Genomic DNA, 18861 nt, shown 5'->3' with positions numbered 1-18861 from the left:
TCATTTGGGGATGAGCGCCGCTGGGCTGGCTACCGTGGGCTCGCCGGCCTTCACCGACGAGGACGCGGCCCGGTTTCGTGCCGCCGGCTGGTGGTCCGACTCGACGCTATCGGACGCGGTGCGCCGCAACGCCGCATCCACACCGGACCGTCCCGCCTACGTCAATCACCCAGGCGCATGCCTGAGCTGGCACGAATTCGACGGCGCTGCAAGCGATTTAGCCTGGCAGCTGGCCGGTGTCGGCGTGGGGCGCGGCGATCGGGTCGCGGTGTGGCACGGGGACTCCGCGGCCATCCACGTGTTGTTCGTCGCGATCGAACGCTGCGGCGCCATCGTGGTCGGGATCGGCGCGCGGGCCGGGGTCCGCGAGGTCGCTGCCATACTGCGCAATGCGAAGCCCAGCATCCTGGTCAGCGATCAACGCCGCCGTGCCGCCGCCATTGGTGTGGCCGACGAATACCCGGTGTCCCCGCTGGTCTTGGGTGGCGATGCCGGCGCGCCCCGGCTCGACACCCACGCCGAGCCCAAGGAGTTGGGGAACGAAGCCCAACCCGGTCCCGACGACGTGTTTCTGATCAACTCCACCTCGGGCACCACAGGCCTGCCGAAATGCGTCGTGCACACCCAGAACCGTTGGTACTACTTCCACCAGAAGGCCGTCGCCAACGGGCTGCTGACGTTTGACGACGTCTTCTTGCCGGTCATTCCGACGCCTTTCGGCTTCGGTATCTGGACCAGCCACACCACTCCGATCTATCTCGGCGCCAGCGCCGTGATCCTGCCGAGGTTCAGCGCGGCCGCGGCGTGTGAGGCGATCGCGCGCCATAGGGTCACCGTGTTGTGTTGTGTCAGCACGCAATTGACCATGCTGATGGCAGACCCCGCTTCTCGCGAGCACGACCTGAGCTCGCTGCGTGTCGTGTTTGCCGGCGGTGAGGCGTTGCCGTACCGGCCGGCCGCGGAGTTCGAGGAACTCACCGGCGCGACGATCCTGCAGTTCTATGGCTCCAACGAGACCGGAATGCTGAGCGCGACCACGATCGATGACTCGCGCGAACGCCGATTGCGCACCGGCGGTCGCATAGTCCCGGAAATGAGGGTCCGGCTCTTCGATGGGGATCGGGACGTCACCGAGACCGGGCGTGGCCAGCCCGCCTGCCGGGGCCCGGCAACCAGCGTCGGCTACCTCGGCGGAACCGATCACGACAAGCTGTTCACCCCCGACGGGTGGATGCGGATGGGCGACATCTGCGAGATCGACGCGGACGGCTATCTCACCGTCACCGGCCGAACCTCCGATTTCATCCTGCGCGGCGGCAAGAACATCAGCGCCAGCCAGGTCGAGGATGCCGTCGCGACGCATCCCGCCATCGCCGTGGCGGCGGCGGTCGCGATGCCCGACCCGGTGTTCGGCGAAAAGGTCTGCCTCTACACCGAACTCGTCGACTCGGCCACCATCGAACTGCCTGAGCTGGTCGAGCACCTGCTGGCGCTGGGGGTGTCCAAGGAGCTGCTACCCGAACGGCTCATCGTCCTCGATGAGCTTCCCCGATCGTCAGGCGGCAAGGTTGCCAAAGGCCAACTCCGCGAGGATATTCGAACCAGGATGGAGGCCGACCATGAACGCTCCTGACCCGCGGCGAGGCGGCCTGGAGGTCTGGGCTCCCTCGGTGGTGCCCCCGATCGGCGTCGACCTGTCCAACGAGCAGGCACTCGCGGTGGCCTTCCGCCACCTTGCCGCGATCGGGTTCGCGGAGAACATGGCCGGGCACATCACCTGGCAGGCCGACGGCCAAACAGACATGTTCGTCAACCCGTGGGGTCTGTGGTGGCAGGAGCTCACCGCCTCGGACATCTGCGTGGTGGACAGCGAGGCGCGGGTGGTCCACGGCCGCTGGGATGTCACCCCGGCCATTCACATCCACACCGAACTGCACCGTGTCCGCGCCGACGCCCGGGTGGTCATTCACAACCACCCCTACTACGCATGTGTGCTCGCCGCGTTGGGCAGGCTGCCCGAACTGGTCCACCAAACCGGATCGCTGTACCTCGATGACCTCTGCCTCGTCGACACCTACGACGGCGAGATCGACACTCCCGCCCGCGCAGCCGATCTAGCGGCCCGCATCGGTGGGGCCAACCTCACCATCCTGGCCAACCACGGCGTCATCGCGACGGGCCGCAACCTGCCGGAGGCCGTCTACCGCGCGGCATCGATCGAGCGGGTCTGCAAGCTCGCTTATGACGTCATGCTGACCGGCCAGCAGCCGGCGAAGATGAACTGGTCCGACATGGCCGGCATGCAACGCTCGCTCATCGAACGGGCCGCCGACGTGTATTGGGCCGGCGCCGCCCGGATGACCATCAAGGCCGACCCAGGCGTGCTCACGTGATGCGTCGTGGCGGTCCAGTGTGCATCCAGGGTGGCGACACGCCGACAGGCCTCGCCCTCACTTCACACCCAAAGCCGCGATTGCACACTCGATGCGATGCCGCGCAAGGAGGTTGACGAGTGAAATCGATCGATGAGCTGGCCGCGAACCTGAACTTCACGACCGCGAAAACCGGCGAGCATCGCGCGGTGACGTTCCTGCCGGATCCGCCCCGGGCGCCCCGCCGCTACACGGTGATCTCGGTCGACGATCACATCGTCGAACCGCCGGACACCTTCGCCGGACGGCTGCCGCGCAAGTTCGCCGACCGCGCGCCCAAGGTCGTGGAGGCCGAGAGCGGGCGACAGACATGGGTCTACGACGGCCGCGAATTGCCGAACGTGGGATTCAACGCCGTCGTCGGGCGACCGGTGGCGGAGTACGGCTTCGAGCCGGTCCGGTTCGACGAAATGCGCAGGGGAGCATGGGATATCCATGAACGTGTCAAAGACATGGACCTGAACGGCATCTACGCCTCGCTCAACTTCCCGTCGTTTTTGCCCGGGTTCGCCGGCCAGCGGCTGCAGCAGGTGACCAAGGACCGCGACCTGGCGCTGGCCTCGGTGCGCGCATGGAACGACTGGCACCTCGAGGTGTGGGCGGGCTCGTATCCCGAACGCATCATTCCGTGTCAGTTGCCGTGGCTGCTGGATCCCGAGCTCGGCGCGAAAATGATCTACGAGAACGCCGAGCGGGGCTTTCACGCCGTCACGTTCACCGAGAACCCGGCGATGCTCGGGTTGCCGAGCATCCACTCGGGTCACTGGGATCCGATGATGGCGGCCTGCGCCGAGACCGGCACCGTGGTCAACCTGCACATCGGATCTTCCGGGTCCTCACCGTCCACCACCGACGACGCGCCGCCGGATGTGCAAGGGGTGCTGTTCTTCGCCTATGCCATCTCGGCGGGGGTCGACTGGTTGTACTCAGGTCTGCCCAGCAGGTTCCCCGACCTGAAGATCTGCCTGTCCGAAGGCGGGATCGGCTGGGTCGCCGGGCTTTTGGATCGCCTGGACCACATGCTGAGCTATCACGCGATGTACGGCACCTGGCAGGCACATGGCGAAAGCCTTACCCCGGCAGAGGTTTTCACCCGCAATTTCTGGTTCTGCGCGGTGGAGGACAAATCGTCGTTCGTGCAGCGCGACCGGATCGGCATGGACAACATCATGCTGGAGGCCGACTACCCCCATTGCGACTCCACCTGGCCGCACACCCAAGCAACGATCCACGAGCAAATCGGCGATCTGCCCCAGGACGTCATCCGGAAGTTCACCTGGGAGAACGCGTCTCGCTTGTACCGCCACCCCGTGCCGGACGCAGTGCAGCAGGACCCCGACGCGTTCTAGGGCGATTTCGCGCTACCGCTGTGCGGACACGGGCAGTCTCCCCGGTTGAGGGCGACCTCGGCGGGCGCCGCCAGGCGGGGTGGTCCGCCGGCCTGGGCGGAGTCGAGCAGCACTGGCGCCGAGGACACCGGCGGCGTCGACGCGACGGCCTGGCACGACGGTGCGCCTACCCAGTCCATGAATTGCCAGATGGCAGCGACCAAAGCGATGAGCAACAGGGCCGTCGCGATCGCATGGGCCACCAAGTAGTAGCGATATCCGGAGGGGGACTGGGGCGAACCGTCGCCGGCGGCAACCATTCTGTACATCGCGTATCCCATCGGCATGGGCCTCCCTTTCTGACCTAACCGTGTTAACCGTCACATCCGCTCGGTAGTGCTTCGGAGCCGCGACCGACACGGATGACCGCCGGTCGCAATCAGGTCTAGAAGCCGCTGCGCACAATGCGCAAAAGCTCAAAATCGCTTGTTGCGTGGCTATCGAGCACAAGCGCGTCACGGGCGCCGTCGCTCCGTAGCTTCGGATGCAGCCAAGCAGCCAGCGTGCGGGGTGCCACGCACCTGCACCGACCCGCCGCCGGGCACATGCTCCTGCACCAGGACCCAGAATGCGTCAGCGATGCAATCGACCGCGTCATCGGGACACAGCGCCCGTACGCCCGCGGCGCGGCCGGTTGATTGCCGCGGCGGCTATGCGCCGCATGACTTTAGAACGCGAAGCGATTGAGCACGTCGTAGTTGCCGAGCGGTGTGGTGTTGACCAGCCGCCACAACAGCCGCAGTGACGCCGAGGGTATGCGTTCGTAGAGTGCCCCCACGCGGGACTGCTCGAGGAAGCGCAGCCGCGGGTTCCATCGCTCGAGTTCGCGGACATCCCGGATGCCCCACTTGGTGATGCCCTTGGTGAGCACCTTGGACAGCCGCGGCCCCATGGGCGAGGTCGTGTCGAAGAGGAGCTCGCCGCCGCGGAACCGGTCGGTGAGGTTCTGCAGCAGCCTGCGCACCTCGGGCTCGGTGAGGTACATGATGAGTCCCTCGGCGATCATCAGGGTCGGGCGATCGGTGGGTATCTCGTCGAGCCATGCCTCATCGGTCACGGACGAGCCGATCATCCGGTAGCCGTCGCGGTCGTCGTACAGCTTGCGTCGCAACGCGATTACGTCCGGTTGGTCGACATCGAACCACAGCACGTCTTCAGGTGGACACAACCGGAACGCCCGGGTGTCCATGCCGCACCCGAGGTGCAGCACGACGGCGTTCGGATGCCGGCGCAGGAAGTCGGCGCACCAGTCGTCGAGCTGTTTGGCGCGCATCGTGACCAGGTACTGGTTGGACCCGGGTCGCATCGAGCGGCGCATCCGGGCCCAGTCGTAATCGATGCGGTCCACCGCCTCCGCGGCCGCCGCATCGCCCAGAATCGGTGCCGGCGAACCATTTTCGTAGGCCCGCAGGTACAACGTGCACAGGTTCGTCCACTCCACCGACCCCCACGGCACGTTGGTGAAGTCGACTTTGTCCGTCCGAGTCACGACCGTTTCCTTCCCTCCCGGTATTCGGTCCACATCCGCATGAGCTGGTCGCGATAGGCCTGGGTGCAGAACTCGCAGAAATCGCGGAAGTCCTCGACACGCTGTCGCTGCTCGGCGCGGTCGTCGCCCAACACGGACAAAGCGAACTCGGCGGGCTCGATGCCCCGACGCATCAGCGACAGCTGCGTTTCCAGAACGCTGGTGAATCCGCCCGGCGTGACCCGGTAGAGGTGTTGACGATTCGGGCTCGGCAACCGCTCTACCATGCCGCCGTCCTGCAGTTGCCGGGCGACGGTACTGATCGAGGCCTTGCTCACCGATAGCGCGGCGGCTAGCTGGGTCAACGACTGCTGGGGCGGATCACAGATCAGTAGCCACCCATATATGCGGCCCATGGTGCGGCTGGCGCCGAGCAGCTCGAAGAACAAACCTATGCGGTCGACGAACTCGCCCTCTTCCGGAGACATAGGCCTCGCTTTGTTCGTTCAGTACGTACTAAACGCAGATTACAATACCCCGCGAGGCGGGGAAAGGCATTCAGAGTTGGAGGGGTCCGACACGCGAAGCGGGTCGGTATCGATCAGAGGTCGGAGACCAATCGGCGCAGAATGTCGGCCGCGGGTTCGGCGGTGGCGTGCCGGTACCCGGTGCCCGCCCACAGGTGGACGTAGTCCGGTTTGCCCGCCGCGGCGGCCGCCTTGCGCATCGGGCTGGTGAGGTAGTGAATCGCCGGATAACCCAGCGGCGCCTCCGCCTCGTGGGCGTCGATGAACGCGTTGCGCAGGCCGCGTGCGGGGCGACCGGTGAAGGCGCGGGTGATGACCGTCTCTGTGTAACCGGGATCGGCAAGGGCGGCCTGGTGCGTGGCCGAGGCGCCGCTTTCGGTGGCGCGCAACAAGACCGTGCCGACCGCGGCCGCCGTGGCACCCGCCCGGATCACCTCGGCCACCGCGGCGGGGGTGGCGAGCCCGCCCGCGGCCAGAACCGGCAGCGGCACCCTCGCGACGATGCTCTTGACGAGGTCGACGATCGGGACGGGCGTCAACGGTTTGCGCGGCGAGAGGGTACCCGAGTGCCCGCCGGCGGCCGCAGCCTGCACGGCCAGCATGTCAACCCCGGCTTCGTGGGCCTGCGCTGCCTCGTCGGGCGTGGTCACCGTCTGCACCACAACGCTATTGGCCTTTTTCAGGGCGGTGATCACGTCGCCCGGCGGTATCCCGAACGTGAACGACACCATGGGCACGGGGTCGTCGAGTAGCAACGCCACCTTCTCGTCGAACCTGTCGGTGTCCTCGATCGGCTCGGCGGGAAGGGTCAGGTCGAACTGGTCGGCCTCCTTCTGGACGATCGCGGCGTATTCGCTGTAGCGGTCCGGGTCGATAGGCAGGGGATTGGGCGCAAAGACGTTGATGCCGAACGGGATTCCCTCGGCTCGGACCTTCTTGATCTCGGCCTCGACGGCCTCCACGGTCTTGTAGCCGGCCGCCAGCATGCCCAGCGCACCCGCCCGGTTCGCGGCCGACACCATCGCCGGGGTAGTGGGGCCACCCGCCATCGGGGCGGCGACCAGCGGAATGGACATCCCAAACTGTTCCAGCATTTCGGTGCCCCTTCGACGTCAAGGCGTGGCGTGCATCGAGCGTTATCCCGACAATATCGACCACAGCGTCGCGTCAAACATTCCATCCCGACCCAGGACCTGACAGGATGCTTCACCGTGACGCGGCCTAATTTTCTTGTGATCGTGGCGGACGACCTCGGGTTTTCCGACATCGGCGCGTTCGGTGGCGAGATCAACACGCCGAACCTCGATCGGCTGGCCCACGCGGGCATCCGGTTCACCGACTTCCATTCCGCGCCGGCGTGCTCGCCGACGCGGGCGATGCTGCTGACCGGCACCGACCACCATGTCGCCGGCATCGGCACGATGCTCGAGGTCGCGCTCCCCGGCTTCCAGGGCGCGCCCGGTTACGAGGGCCACCTCAACGACCGGGTCGTGGCGCTGCCCGAGCTGCTGCGCGACGCCGGATATCTGACGCTGATGTCGGGCAAGTGGCATCTGGGCGACACCATCGAAACGTCGCCGTGGGCCCGCGGATTCGAGCGCTCGTTCGCGCTGCTGCCGGCCGGCGCCAGCCATTACGGCCCCGCCGCGGGCGGCGGCTTTTCGCCCGTGCAGACGCTTTACACCGAGGACGATCGATTCGTCACCGTCGGCGAGGACTTCTACTCCTCCGACTTCTACACAGACACGCTGCTGCGCTACTTCCAGGAACGCTCTCCGGAGGACGACCGGCCGTTCTTCGCTTACCTGCCATTCCAGGCGCCGCACTGGCCATTGCAGGCGCCCGACGAGTCCATCGCGACCTACCGCGGCCGCTACGACGCGGGTCCGGACGCCCTGCGGGAGGAACGCCTGGCCGCGCTCAAGAAGCTCGGTCTGTGCCCACCCGACGTCGCGGCACACCCCGTCGTGGCGGACGGCGCCCCCGAGTGGGACGACATGACCGACGACGAGCGCGCGCGCTCGGCCCGCAGCATGGAGGTCTACGCCGGGATGGTGGACCGCATGGATCAGAACATCGGCCGGGTGATCGACTACCTGGCGGGCACCGGTGAACTGGACAACACGGTGGTGATCTTCTTGTCCGACAACGGCGCCGAGGGCGCGATGGTCGAGGCGATGCCGCTGCGCGGGCCGCAAATCGTCGCGCAGATCGAAACGTATTGCGACAACAGCCTCGACAACCTCGGCCGCCCCACCTCGTTCATCTGGTACGGGCCGCGCTGGGCGCAAGCGGCCACGGCGCCGTCGCGCCTGCACAAGGCGTTCACCACCGAGGGCGGGATCCGGGTGGTGGGCTTTTTGACCTGGCCGGGCTTTTCCCGGCAGGCCGAGATCGGCACGGCGTTCACCACCGTCATGGACATCGCCCCGACCGTGCTGGAACTGGCCGGCATCGCGCATCCGGGCACCGCCCACAACGGGCGCTATCAAGGCCGCGAAGTCGAACCCATGCGCGGCCGCTCCCTGGTTCCGTACCTGGCCGGGGACAGCGAAGCGGTGCACGACGCCGAGACCGGCACCGGCTGGGAGTTGTTCGGGCGCAGGGCAATCCGCCAGGGCGACTGGAAGGCGCTCTATCTGCCCGTGCCGTACGGTTCGGGCGCCTGGCAGCTCTACGACCTGTCCGCCGACCCGGGCGAGACCGACGACCTGGCCGCGGTGCGGCCCGACAAGCTGACCGAGCTGGTGGCGCTGTGGGACCGCTACGTGGAGGAAACCGGGGTGATCCTCGACCCAGTCTCGGTGTTCGACGCCGACCTGCAGTCCTTCGAGCGCTGATGGCTCAGACAACCACCTGCGCGATCATCGGCGGCGGCCCGGCCGGCATGGTCCTCGGGCTGCTGCTGGCCCGGGCGGGCGTGGAGGTCACGCTGCTGGAGAAGCACGGGGATTTCCTTCGCGATTTTCGCGGCGACACCGTGCATCCGACCACGATGCGGTTACTCGACGAGCTGGGCCTGTGGGAGCGCTTCGCGAAGCTGCCCTTCACCGCGGTGAGCAACGCGAAGTTTGAGTCCGACGGGCGCTCGGTGACCTACGTCGACTTCGGGCGGCTCGGGCCTTTTGGCCAACCCCATCCCTTTGTCGCCATGGTGCCGCAGTGGGACTTGCTCAACCTGCTCGCCGACGCGGCCCAGGCAGAGCCGAGCTTCACCTTGCGGATGAAGACGGAAGCCACGGGCCTGCTGCGGGAGGGCGGCCGGGTCGCCGGGGTCCGCTACCACGGGCCCGACGGCCCCGGTGAGTTGCGGGCCGAGCTGATCGTGGCCTGCGACGGCCGGTCGTCGATCGTGCGCCGCGAGACCGGCCTGAAGACGCGGGAATACCCGGTGAACTTCGACGTTTGGTGGTTCCGGTTGCCGCGCAAACACGCCGCGCAATTCTCCTTCCTGCCGCGCGTGGCTCCCGGCAAGGCGCTCGGTGTGATCCCGCGCGAAGGCTACGACCAGATCGCCTACCTCGGCCCCAAAGGGACGGACGCCCAGTTGCGCGCTCGGGGCATCGAGGAGTTCCGCCGCGATGTCAGCGCGCTGCTGCCGGACGCGTCCGAGGCGGTGGCTGCCCTGACTTCCATGGACGACATCAAGCACCTCGACGTCCGGGTGGATCGGCTGCGCCCCTGGCACACCGACGGGCTGCTGTGCATCGGCGACGCCGCGCACGCGATGTCTCCGCTCGGAGGCGTCGGCATCAATCTGGCGGTCCAGGACGCCGTTGCGGCCGCGACGATCTTGGCCGAACCACTGAGACAACACCGCGTCACGATTCGCGAGCTGGCGGCCGTCCGCCGCCGCCGCCTTTTCCCGACCGCGGTGACCCAGGCGGTGCAACGGGTGCTGCAGAAGCGGCTGCTCGGCCCGCTGCTTCGCGGCGCCGACCCCACGCCGCCGGCGGCCTTGTTCAGCGTGATCGAGCGGCTGCCGTGGCTCTCGTTCCTGCCGGCGTACTTCATCGGCGTCGGGGTGCGGCCCGAGCACGCGCCCGCCTTCGCCCGTCGATAGCCGCCGAGATCGACGCAAGCGCGGAAAAGTGCGAGTGAGCCGCACGCTGGCGTCGATTTGGGCGATGGCCGCGGCCAGACATGACCAGCTGCTAGCGTCGGCTCCGTGTCTGGACAGGGGAGCCCGTTGCGGATCGGCATCCTGGGCGCGGCCCAGATCGCACCGTTGGCGCTCGTAAACCCGGCCAAGGAAGACAGCGAGGTCGCGGTGGCCGCCGTGGCGGCGCGCGATGCGTCGCGCGGGCGGGCCTTTGCCGACAAGCACGGCATTCCGCGGGTGCACGAAAGCTACGACGCGCTGATCGCCGACCCCGACCTCGACGCGGTTTACATCCCGCTCCCGAACGGCTTGCACGGCCGGTGGACGCGTGCGGCGCTGGCTGCGGGCAAGCATGTCTTGTGCGAAAAGCCGTTCACCGCCAACGCGGCCGAGGCCCGTGAGGTCGCCGAACTGGCCGCGAATTCGGATCGGGTGGTGATGGAGGCCTTCCACTATCGCTATCACCCGCTGACTCGTCGCGTCGAGGAGATCATCGCGTCGGGCGAGCTGGGCAAGCTCAAGCGGGTGGAGGCCGCGCTGTGCTTCCCGCTGCCGAGGTTTTCCGACATCCGCTACAACTATTCGCTCGCCGGCGGCGCCACGATGGACGCCGGGTGCTACGCGGTTCACATGGTCCGCACGTTCGGCGGTTCGACGCCGGAAGTCGTTTGGGCAAAAGCAAAATTGCGCGACCCGCGAGTCGACCGGGCCATGACCGCCGAGGTCCGGTTCGCCGGCGGCCACACCGGCCGGGTCCGCTGCTCGATGTGGTCGGCACGCCTGTTGCAGATCAACGCCAAGGTGGTCGGCGAACACGGCGAGGTGCGCGTATTGAATCCGGTGCTGCCCAACCTTTTCCATCGGCTCACGGTCCGCTCACGCGACGGCAGGCGCGTCGAGCGTTTCGGGCGACGCGCCTCCTACGCCTACCAACTCGACGTCTTCGCGGCGGCGGTGCTGCGCCGCGAACCGATCAGGACGACTCCGGAAGACGCGATCGAGAACATGACCGTCATCGACGCCATTTATCGCGCCGCCGGCCTCCCGCTCCGAGAACCGAGCTAAGCGCACCCAGACCGTGCCACGATGGATCCGTGCGCGCGTTCGCCTGCCCCGTTTGTCGGGGCTTCGCACCATTCGAGTCGCGGCGTTGCCCGAGTTGCTCGGCCGAGCTGGGATTGCACATCCCAAGCCAAACCATGGTCGCGACCTCATCGGGCACGGCCGTACTCGACGGCCAGGCATGGGTCGCGTGCACGCGATCGGTCACCCTCGGCTGCAATTGGCTGGTTCCCGAGCAACAGGGATTCGGCGGCCAGCAGGGGCGATGCCTCGCCGATTCGCTGATCCGTCGCGAGCCGGAGGCGGACGACACCATCGCCATGGAAAAGCTGATGTCCACCGCGTTTGCGCTGCGGCGGTTGATTTATCAGCTTGTCGATATCGGGCTGCCGGTCGACCCGTATTGGCGTCACGACGGAGGGCTTGCATTCGATCTGCTGTCCAGTTTTACGGGCGGCGAGCGCATCGTGATCGGTCATGCGGGCGGGGTGATCACGATCGATCTGGTCGAGTCGCTGGACGCCTATCGAGAGTCGTTGCGGGTGCACCTCGGCGAGCCCTACCGCACCATGCTGGGTCATTTCCGGCATGAGGTCGGCCACTATTACCAGAGCGTTCTGGTGGAACGCGATCCCGGCGCGGCGCGCTATCTCGACGAGTGCCGCAAAATCTTCGGCGACGAACGCGCCGACTATCAAGAGGAGATCGCGCGTCACTACAAATTCGGTGCCCCGCCGAACTGGAGCGACTCCTACATTTCCGAATACGCGACGATGCATCCTTGGGAGGACTTCGCCGAGTGCTTCGCGCACTACCTGCACATCACCGACCTCGTCGACACCTGCTGTGAGGCGGGACTGATCTTGCACGCCAACAGGCTTCGCTTCTCTTTCCCGCGCGACGTCGTTCCCGTTGCGTCGCACGACGATGCACCGATCGAGCAGGTGTTGGATGACTGGAAATGGTTGGCGGTGTTCTTCAATCGGGTCAACGCGGCGATGGGCAAGAACCCGCTCTACCCGTTCCAGATCCCGCCACCGGTCGTCCGCAAGTTGGCCTTCGTGCACAAAGTGATCCGCGAGCAGGCTGTCTCACGTTCGGGCAACTAGAGGCAAGGAGACGCAGATGTGTCGCTGGGTTGGGTACCTGGGCAGCCCGATCGCGCCCCGGGAATTGCTACACGATCCGCCGCGGTCGCTTATCGAGCAGAGCCGCAGGCACGCCCCTAACATGGAGATTCCCAACGGCGACGGCACCGGGCTGGGCTGGTATGAGCACCGCGCGGAACCTGCGCTGTTTCGCAGCATCACGCCGGCGTGGGGCGATGACAATCTCCTGGAACTGGCCACGGAGATCCGGACGCCGCTGTTCCTCGCCCACGTGCGCGCCGGGACCGGGACTCCGGTGCAGCAGAGCAACTGTCACCCGTTCCGCTACCGCAATTGGCTGTTTGTGCACAACGGATATATCGGCGGATATCACAAGTTGCGCCGGGACCTGCTGCTCGCCGTGCATCCCGACTTGTTTGGCAACATCGCCGGTTCCACCGATTCGGAATTGATGTTCCACCTCGCGCTCACCTTCGGCCTCACGGACGATCCGATCGCCGGGATCGCTCGGATGGCGGGTTACATTGAAGCGGTCGCCGCCGCGGCGAAGGTGGCTGAACCCGCCCTCCAGATGACGGTAGGGCTCAGCGACGGCGTACGCCTGTACGCCGCCCGTTACGCCAGCGGGCCGCAAGCGAATACCCTTTACGTGAGCGAAGATCCGGAGTCGGTGCGGATGCTGTATCCGGACAACGAAAAATTCGAGCACTTTGGTGATGATGCCCGCGTGGTGGTGTCTGAGCCGCTGACTCGATTGCCGGGAATGTGGCGGGAACTGGCCGCCGGGACCGCATTGATCATCGACCAGGACATCGAAGAGCGAGCCTTCCAGCCGATCGGCCCGCAGGCTGCCTGACTACAACAAACGGCGCGCGGCCTCGACGCACGGGCGCAGTCGATCGATCGGGCTGACGCCGGCCAGCGCCAGTGATCGCCGCGGCACCTCGAGTTCGATCACGATGTCGGGCGGAAGCGCGGACAGGATGTCGCCCAGCGGCAGTTCGCCTTCGCCGGGAACCATGCGCTCAAACATGGCTTCCTCCATGTAATTGTCCATGCGCGGCCGCAGCGTCGTGTCGTTGAGTTGGGCGTAGCCGACGCAGTCGGGGTCGGCGGCCGCGACGTCGGCGGCGCCGGCCCCGGATCGCACCAGGTGCATGGTGTCGATCAACACGCGGAAGTCGGGCCGTCCGACGTGCTTTCGGGCGGCCAGCGCGGTGGGCAGGTCGCCGACGGTCAGGCCGGGGACCGGTTCGACCACCGTGTCGATGCCACGTTGGGCGGCCAGTTCCGTCAGCACCGCGAACTGGTCGAAGGTGCGGCCCAGATCCGGATCGAGGCTGACGACATTGATCCGCGGGACACCGAGTTCGGCCAGCGCGTCGAGGTCCCCCGAGAAGCTGCCCATGTCGGCGTCGGGCAGCACCAGGAACCCGTCGCCGAGCGAGATGGTGACGCCGCGGTGATCCATGGCGGCGAGCACGTCTCGCCGCGTTTGCGCGTCCTGCAGCGAGAACGGCGCGTAGCCGAGCGGCACCAGCGGTTGGCCCCGTACAACGGCCGACATGTACCCGCAGCCAAGGTCCGCGGTGAGGTTGACGAATTCGACTGGCGGAAGCCCGAATCCGCAGAGGAAACCGATACCCAGCCGATCTGTATTCATCCGCGGGGTCCGGTCAAGCGGGCCGCCCCGCCAGCTTGGCCAACTGGTCGGTGGCTCGGGGTGTTTGGGTGGTCAATGCGATCCGCCCCGAAGTGACTTGCTCTTCGATGATCGGCGATAGATAGCCCTGGGCTCGTGGTTCCGCGCACTTTCGATGAGATCGGGGTGAGAGTTCCAGGTGTAGAACACAACTCGCCGCGCCCGAGGATTCGCAACCAGGACCCCGATCTCTTCATGATCGGATTCGAGTTGGGCGAATGAGTCGTACAAGACGACGTCGACGGCGTCATCGACGGGGATGGTGGAGTCGAGCTCTGCGATCGCAACACGGTCGCGGTACGGGTCCAGCATGTTGGCCACCCCTTTCACGACGACGTCGTAGTCATCGACAAGTGCGACCGTGATCGGTGCGCGCGGAGGCATGTCGGGGACATTACCTCCCTAGGGGTGTACTGCTGCCCCCCTTAGGGGTGGTCAACTGAAGTCAGCGTCGGGCCAACCGACCCGACCAGTCTCCGTCAGCGACTGCGAGAAGAAAGGCCTCACCATGATCATTCTCGGCATTGTCCTGCTGATCGCAGGATTCCTGCTCAAGATGTCAATCCTGTGGACCATCGGGATCATCCTTGTCGTCATCGGCGCGATCCTGGCGATCGTGGGTCACACCGGACGCGCTATCGGCGGCCGCCGGCACTACTTCTGAAACCATCCGTCGGCCACATCGCTGGAGCCGGCTTCGTGGTGCACGCCACAAAATGGGCGTTTGCCTCGGCGCGGGCTGGGCTATTCGACACGAGTATGAGAGGAGCACGAGATGCCCGTTTGGGAATGGATTTTGATCGCGGCCTCCGTCGTTATCGTGGTCGCCGCGCTGGTTGTCGTAGCGAGCTTGATGCGCAGCCGCAGGAAAACAGCGCGTATGAAGCAGCACTATGGCCGCGAGTACGAGCGTCTGGTATCGCGGACGGGTGACCCGAAGGCCGCCGAGAAGGAACTGACCGCTCGCGAACGTAAGCGGGACACACTCGACATCGTTCCATTGACGCCGTCGGCGCTATCGGACTTCGCCACCCGCTGGCAGCAGGTGCAAACGCAGTTCGTCGACAACCCGGCGACCGCTGTAGGTGTCGCCGATCGTCTGGTGAACGCGGCAATGCGCGCGCGGGGCTATCCGGTCGACGACTTCGATCAGCGGGCGGCTGACATCTCGGTGGACCACCCGCAGATCGTCGAGAACTACCGCGCGGCGCACGGCATTCACCTTGCGCAGCAGCAGGACGGGGACGTCAGCACCGAACAGCTGCGGGAGGCGTTCGTGCACTACCGGGCGCTGTTCGAAAAGTTGCTCGAGAACACAACAGATGACAACACGTCACAGGAGGCAAGCGCATGACAACGCACGATCATCCAACACTGACCGGTTCGGACCCTGAGTCCCAGGCCCCGCAGTCGGGAACGGGTCCGGTCGGCGAGCACACGACGCGGACGGCGGCCAACCCCACGACCGTTTCTGGCGAGCCGTCACCGCCGTTGGGCGCACCAGCGCCTTTTGGTCAGGAGCAGAATCAAAATCAGCCGCCGGTCACGCCGGCGGACCCCTCGACCGCTCCCGGCGAAACGGCGCCCACCGGTGAGGCTGCGGCAGTGCCTGCGGGGCATTCGGGCGAGGAAGCCGAATCACCAACGAAGCCATCGTTATTCGCCGATGAAGAACTCGGGGACTTGCGCGCGCGGTGGGCCGCCGTGCAGGCGGCTTTTGTCGATGATCCGAAGGAGTGTGTCCACAAGGCTGATCATCTGGTCTCTGATCTGGTCGAACAGCTAACGACTGGTTTCGCCCACGCGCGCTCGCGCCTCGAAGAACAGTGGGCTCGCGGGGAGGAAGCGTCCACCGAAGACCTCCGCTTGGCCCTGATGCACTATCGCGAGTTTTTCGAGAGGCTGCTCGCCGTGTAACGCCACTAATAAAGCGGTGCCGCAGCGCATTTCGGCTCCGGGCAGCCGACGAAGCGACCCGCGGCAGGTATCGCCGCCCCAGACACTGTGGCGGCGATACCTGCTTGTGTTGCGTCGACGTCGAAGCGGCTGCGACCCTTTTGCTGACACTACAAATATAGAGTAGCCTCGTGGTTCAAGCTAACTAGCTCCACGTCCGTCGGCAGGAAAGCTACTGCTCATGGCCCGACCCACATCCGCTGTACCGCAACGACGCAAGCCCAACCCGGCCGAGCGCCGCCGCGACCTGTGCGATGCGGCGATCCAGCTGTTGGCCGGCGACGGGGTCAAGGGGCTGAGTCATCTCAAGGTCGACCGCAAGGCCGGCGTGCCCGACGGCACGACCTCGTTTTATTTCCGAACCCGCTCGGCGCTGTTGCGCGCGGTGGCCGAGCGGCTGGCCGAGCTGGATCTGGCCACGCTGCAATCCGTCGCCGACGGCGCGGACGGGCCGGGGAAGCGTCCATTGCCGTCGCGGTTGTCGCAGGTGGTCATACAGGCGGGCACCGAGCCCCAGTTGTCCCGGACGAAGGCCAGGTACGAGCTCACCATGCAGGCCAGCCGCGACCCCGCGCTCGCCGCGATTCTGCAGCAGGCAACGGACGGATTCACCAAGCTGCACCGCGAAATCCTGGTGCAGCTGATGCCGCACGGCGCCGATTTGGATCCGGCCGTGGTCGAGGATCTGAGCAATGTCACGCTGACGTTCATCAACGGTCTGCTGATGCGGTCGGCCCACGGCGACCGGATCGTGGACAGCGCAGAGCAGCTCGACGGCATCTTGTCGGCTATTGCCGCCGGCATTTTGAAAAGTCCCATCAAGGGCCGCCTGACCGAAAGCGGCGGGCGTCCGGCGCGTCGCCGCCGGGTGGCCGCATCCGGTTGAGTGTCGTGTCCGGGTCTTGCCAGAGTATCCGCGGTATGGTTCTCTACGAGAATAGAGTAGGCCCTGCCGAGGCAAAAGCATTTAAGCGGAGTGTACAAATTGCCCGAACAGATTCGGCGCTGACGCGAACCGGCGGCAGGCATCTTTACGGAAATCCGGAAACGGAAGCGGTAGGAGGCATTTCGTGACGACGAGCACCGACAGCGATGTTCATTTCGATCCGTACGATGTCGAGCTCATCACCGACCCGTACCCGATGTTCGCGCGCCTGCGCGACGAGGCGCCGCTTTATTACAACGCCGAATACGACTTTTTCGCATTGAGCCGGTACGCCGACGTCACCAAGGCGCTGGTCGACCACACCACCTTCAGCTCGGCGCGCGGCGCGATCCTGGAATTGATCAAGGCCAACCTGGAAATCCCGCCGGGCATGCTGATCTTCGAGGACCCGCCGATCCACGACGTGCACCGCAAGCTGTTGTCGCGGATGTTCACGCCGCGCAGGATCGCGGCGCTGGAGCCGATGATCCGCGAGTTCTGCGCTCAATGCCTGGATCCGCTGGTGGGCTCGGGCCGATTCGACTTCGTCGCCGACCTGGGTGCGCGAATGCCCATGAAAGTCATCAGCATGCTGCTCGGCATTCCCGAGGACGACCAGGAGTACATCCGCGACCGGGGCAACGCCCAGCTGCGCACCGAGGCCGGCAAGCCCATGAAGGCCGCCGAACACGGCCTCTCGGTGGGCGAGCAGTTCGAGGCCTACATCGACTGGCGCGCCGAGCATCCTTCCGACGACATCATGACCGAGCTGCTCAACGTCGAGTTCGTCGACGAGGCGGGAACGACCCGGCGGCTGACCCGCGAAGAGATCCTCGTGTACCTCAACGTCGTCGCCGGAGCGGGCAACGAAACGACGACACGCCTGATCGGTTGGGCGGGAAAGGTTCTCGCCGAGCACCCCGATCAGCGTCGGGATCTCGCCCAAAGCCCGGGGCTCATCCCGCAGGCCATCGAGGAGGTGCTGCGCTACGAGCCACCCGCGCCCCACGTTTCGCGGTTCGTGACCCGCGACGTCAGGTTCTATGACCGGACGGTGCCCGAAGGCAGCGTGATGATGATGCTTCTCGGTGCCGCGTGCCGCGACCCCCGCCAGTTCGGCCCGGACGCAAACGACTTCAACATCCATCGCACCGCCCGACCGCACCTCACCTTCAGCGTTGGAACCCATTTCTGTCTGGGCTCGGCACTCGCGCGACTCGAAGGGCGCGTCGCGCTCGAGGAAATTCTCAAGCGATTCCCCGAATGGGAGGTCGACATGACCAACGCGATGCTCAGCCCCACGTCGACCGTGCGGGGTTGGGAATCCATGCCCGCCCTGGTGCCCAGATGACCGGCCGGGTCGCGGGCAAGGTCGCATTCATCAGCGGCGCGGCTCGAGGTCAGGGCCGCAGTCATGCCGTGCGCCTGGCGCAGGAAGGCGCCGACATCATCGCCATCGACATCTGCGGACCGATCGACAATTTGGCCTATCCGCATTCGACCCCTGAGGATCTCGCCGGAACGGCGGACCTGGTCAAGGGCCACAACCGCCGCATCGTGACGGCCCAAGTTGACGTCCGCGATTACGACAAGCTCAAAGCCGCCGTCGACAGCGGCGTGGAACAACTCGGGCGGCTCGACATCATCGTCGCCAACGCGGGTGTGGGTACCGACGGCAGGAAGCTGCACAAGATTCGGGAGAACGTCTGGCAGGACATGATCGACATCAACTTGAGCGGCGTGTGGCACACCGTGAAAGCGGGTGTACCCCACATTCTTTCGGGTCGCCGCGGTGGCTCAATCGTGCTCACCAGCTCGGTCGGCGGCCGCAAGGCCTACCAGAACACCGGCCACTACGTGGCCGCCAAGCATGGCGTCCTCGGCCTGATGCGGGCCTTCGCCGTGGAACTGGGCCAGGACATGATCCGGGTCAACTCGGTGTTGCCCACTCAGGTCAGCACCACGATGGTGATGAATGACAACACGTATCGGCTCTTTCGCCCGGACCTGCCCAACCCCGGACCCGACGACTTCGCGCCGATCTCGACCATGATGCACACCTTGCCGGTGCCCTGGGTGGAGGCCGCCGACATCAGCAACGCCGTTTTGTTCTTCGCCTCTGACGAATCTCGTTATGTCACCGGCGTTTCGCTTCCTGTCGACGCAGGCAGCTTGCTCAAGTAGAGACTG

At 66.0% G+C, this 18861-nt stretch carries 20 protein-coding genes and 1 pseudogene; 14 read left to right on the top strand and 7 right to left on the bottom strand.

Annotation, left to right across the window (positions count from 1 at the left end):
• Window positions 1-10: 10 nt before the first annotated feature.
• The 3 genes from A5764_RS16815 to A5764_RS16805 all read left to right on the top strand — a co-directional run bounded on the left by A5764_RS16815 (window position 11) and on the right by A5764_RS16805 (window position 3781).
• Window positions 11-1633 carry a class I adenylate-forming enzyme family protein gene (locus A5764_RS16815; RefSeq protein ID WP_067114642.1) on the top strand — a complete coding sequence of 541 codons (1623 nt, stop codon included), beginning with the start codon at window positions 11-13 and terminating at the stop codon, window positions 1631-1633.
• On the top strand, window positions 1620-2393 hold the full coding sequence (locus tag A5764_RS16810; protein WP_067114641.1) for a class II aldolase/adducin family protein: 774 nt from the start codon (window positions 1620-1622) through the stop codon (window positions 2391-2393). Before A5764_RS16815 ends, A5764_RS16810 begins: the two co-directional genes overlap by 14 nt.
• 119 nt (window positions 2394-2512) lie before the next feature.
• A complete protein-coding gene (locus A5764_RS16805; RefSeq protein WP_067114640.1) occupies window positions 2513-3781 on the top strand; it encodes an amidohydrolase family protein in 1269 nt (422 codons plus the stop codon).
• Here A5764_RS16805 and A5764_RS16800 read toward each other — a convergent pair.
• The 4 genes from A5764_RS16800 to A5764_RS16785 form a co-directional block, all read right to left on the bottom strand.
• Window positions 3778-4089 carry a hypothetical protein gene (locus A5764_RS16800; protein ID WP_156664727.1) on the bottom strand — a complete coding sequence of 104 codons (312 nt, stop codon included), beginning with the start codon at window positions 4087-4089 and terminating at the stop codon, window positions 3778-3780. The two genes, A5764_RS16805 and A5764_RS16800, sit on opposite strands and share 4 nt — an antisense overlap.
• Window positions 4090-4487: 398 nt before the next feature.
• Window positions 4488-5309, bottom strand: a complete 822-nt coding sequence (locus A5764_RS16795) for a class I SAM-dependent methyltransferase (RefSeq protein WP_067114638.1) — start codon at window positions 5307-5309, stop codon at window positions 4488-4490.
• Window positions 5306-5776, bottom strand: a complete 471-nt coding sequence (locus tag A5764_RS16790; protein WP_067114637.1) for a GbsR/MarR family transcriptional regulator — start codon at window positions 5774-5776, stop codon at window positions 5306-5308. The genes A5764_RS16795 and A5764_RS16790 overlap by 4 nt, the downstream gene beginning before the upstream one ends.
• 113 nt (window positions 5777-5889) lie before the next feature.
• Window positions 5890-6909, bottom strand: a complete 1020-nt coding sequence (locus tag A5764_RS16785; protein WP_067114636.1) for a nitronate monooxygenase family protein — start codon at window positions 6907-6909, stop codon at window positions 5890-5892.
• Window positions 6910-7026: 117 nt separating this feature from the next.
• On the opposite strand from A5764_RS16785, the gene A5764_RS16780 reads away from it, so the two are divergent.
• The 5 genes from A5764_RS16780 (at window position 7027) to A5764_RS16760 (ending at window position 12944) form a co-directional block, all read left to right on the top strand.
• A complete protein-coding gene (locus A5764_RS16780) occupies window positions 7027-8655 on the top strand; it encodes an arylsulfatase (protein WP_067114635.1) in 1629 nt (542 codons plus the stop codon).
• On the top strand, window positions 8655-9878 hold the full coding sequence (locus A5764_RS16775) for an FAD-dependent oxidoreductase (RefSeq protein WP_067114634.1): 1224 nt from the start codon (window positions 8655-8657) through the stop codon (window positions 9876-9878). Before A5764_RS16780 ends, A5764_RS16775 begins: the two co-directional genes overlap by 1 nt.
• A gap of 105 nt (window positions 9879-9983) precedes the next feature.
• Window positions 9984-10982 carry a Gfo/Idh/MocA family protein gene (locus tag A5764_RS16770; protein WP_067114633.1) on the top strand — a complete coding sequence of 333 codons (999 nt, stop codon included), beginning with the start codon at window positions 9984-9986 and terminating at the stop codon, window positions 10980-10982.
• 29 nt (window positions 10983-11011) lie between these two features.
• Window positions 11012-12088 (top strand): putative zinc-binding metallopeptidase, encoded by a 1077-nt coding sequence (locus A5764_RS16765; RefSeq protein WP_067114632.1) that lies wholly within the window; start codon window positions 11012-11014, stop codon window positions 12086-12088.
• Window positions 12089-12209: 121 nt separating this feature from the next.
• Window positions 12210-12944 carry a class II glutamine amidotransferase gene (locus A5764_RS16760; protein ID WP_231989732.1) on the top strand — a complete coding sequence of 245 codons (735 nt, stop codon included), beginning with the start codon at window positions 12210-12212 and terminating at the stop codon, window positions 12942-12944.
• On the opposite strand, the gene A5764_RS16755 is transcribed toward A5764_RS16760, so the two are convergent.
• From A5764_RS16755 to A5764_RS16750, 3 genes and pseudogenes are all read right to left on the bottom strand, one after another.
• Window positions 12945-13751: a sugar phosphate isomerase/epimerase gene (locus A5764_RS16755; RefSeq protein ID WP_067114630.1), complete on the bottom strand. Its 807-nt coding sequence runs from the start codon at window positions 13749-13751 to the stop codon at window positions 12945-12947. It abuts the gene before it with no gap.
• Window positions 13752-13764: 13 nt separating this feature from the next.
• Window positions 13765-13869 (bottom strand): annotated as a pseudogene (locus tag A5764_RS29445) (preprotein translocase subunit SecD); the annotation flags it as partial.
• The gene (locus A5764_RS16750; protein WP_197501537.1) at window positions 13824-14174 is read right to left on the bottom strand and encodes a hypothetical protein; all 351 of its coding nucleotides are present in this window, start codon (window positions 14172-14174) and stop codon (window positions 13824-13826) included. The pseudogene A5764_RS29445 and the gene A5764_RS16750, both read right to left, overlap by 46 nt.
• A 124-nt stretch (window positions 14175-14298) precedes the next feature.
• Here A5764_RS16750 and A5764_RS28900 point away from each other — a divergent pair, with 124 nt between their 5' ends.
• The 6 genes from A5764_RS28900 (at window position 14299) to A5764_RS16725 (ending at window position 18855) form a co-directional block, all read left to right on the top strand.
• Window positions 14299-14454: a DUF6131 family protein gene (locus A5764_RS28900; RefSeq protein WP_197501534.1), complete on the top strand. Its 156-nt coding sequence runs from the start codon at window positions 14299-14301 to the stop codon at window positions 14452-14454.
• A 111-nt stretch (window positions 14455-14565) separates the two neighbouring features.
• Window positions 14566-15144, top strand: coding sequence for a hypothetical protein (locus A5764_RS16745; protein ID WP_067114629.1), 579 nt, complete (start codon window positions 14566-14568; stop codon window positions 15142-15144).
• Entirely contained in the window at window positions 15141-15707 is a 567-nt protein-coding gene (locus A5764_RS29440; protein WP_067114628.1) for a hypothetical protein, read from the top strand. Before A5764_RS16745 ends, A5764_RS29440 begins: the two co-directional genes overlap by 4 nt.
• Before the next feature lie 220 nt (window positions 15708-15927).
• Window positions 15928-16632, top strand: coding sequence for a TetR/AcrR family transcriptional regulator (locus A5764_RS16735; RefSeq protein ID WP_067114627.1), 705 nt, complete (start codon window positions 15928-15930; stop codon window positions 16630-16632).
• Window positions 16633-16816: 184 nt separating this feature from the next.
• Window positions 16817-18022, top strand: a complete 1206-nt coding sequence (locus tag A5764_RS16730) for a cytochrome P450 (protein WP_067114626.1) — start codon at window positions 16817-16819, stop codon at window positions 18020-18022.
• Complete coding sequence (locus A5764_RS16725; RefSeq protein ID WP_067114625.1) at window positions 18019-18855, top strand: mycofactocin-coupled SDR family oxidoreductase; 837 nt, start codon at window positions 18019-18021, stop codon at window positions 18853-18855. Before A5764_RS16730 ends, A5764_RS16725 begins: the two co-directional genes overlap by 4 nt.
• Window positions 18856-18861: the final 6 nt, after the last annotated feature.

This window comes from Mycobacterium sp. 852002-51057_SCH5723018, from assembly GCF_001667035.1.
Classification (GTDB): domain Bacteria; phylum Actinomycetota; class Actinomycetes; order Mycobacteriales; family Mycobacteriaceae; genus Mycobacterium.
The sequence above is the reverse complement of the archived record's forward strand: the minus strand, read 5'-3'. Positions and strand labels throughout refer to the sequence as shown.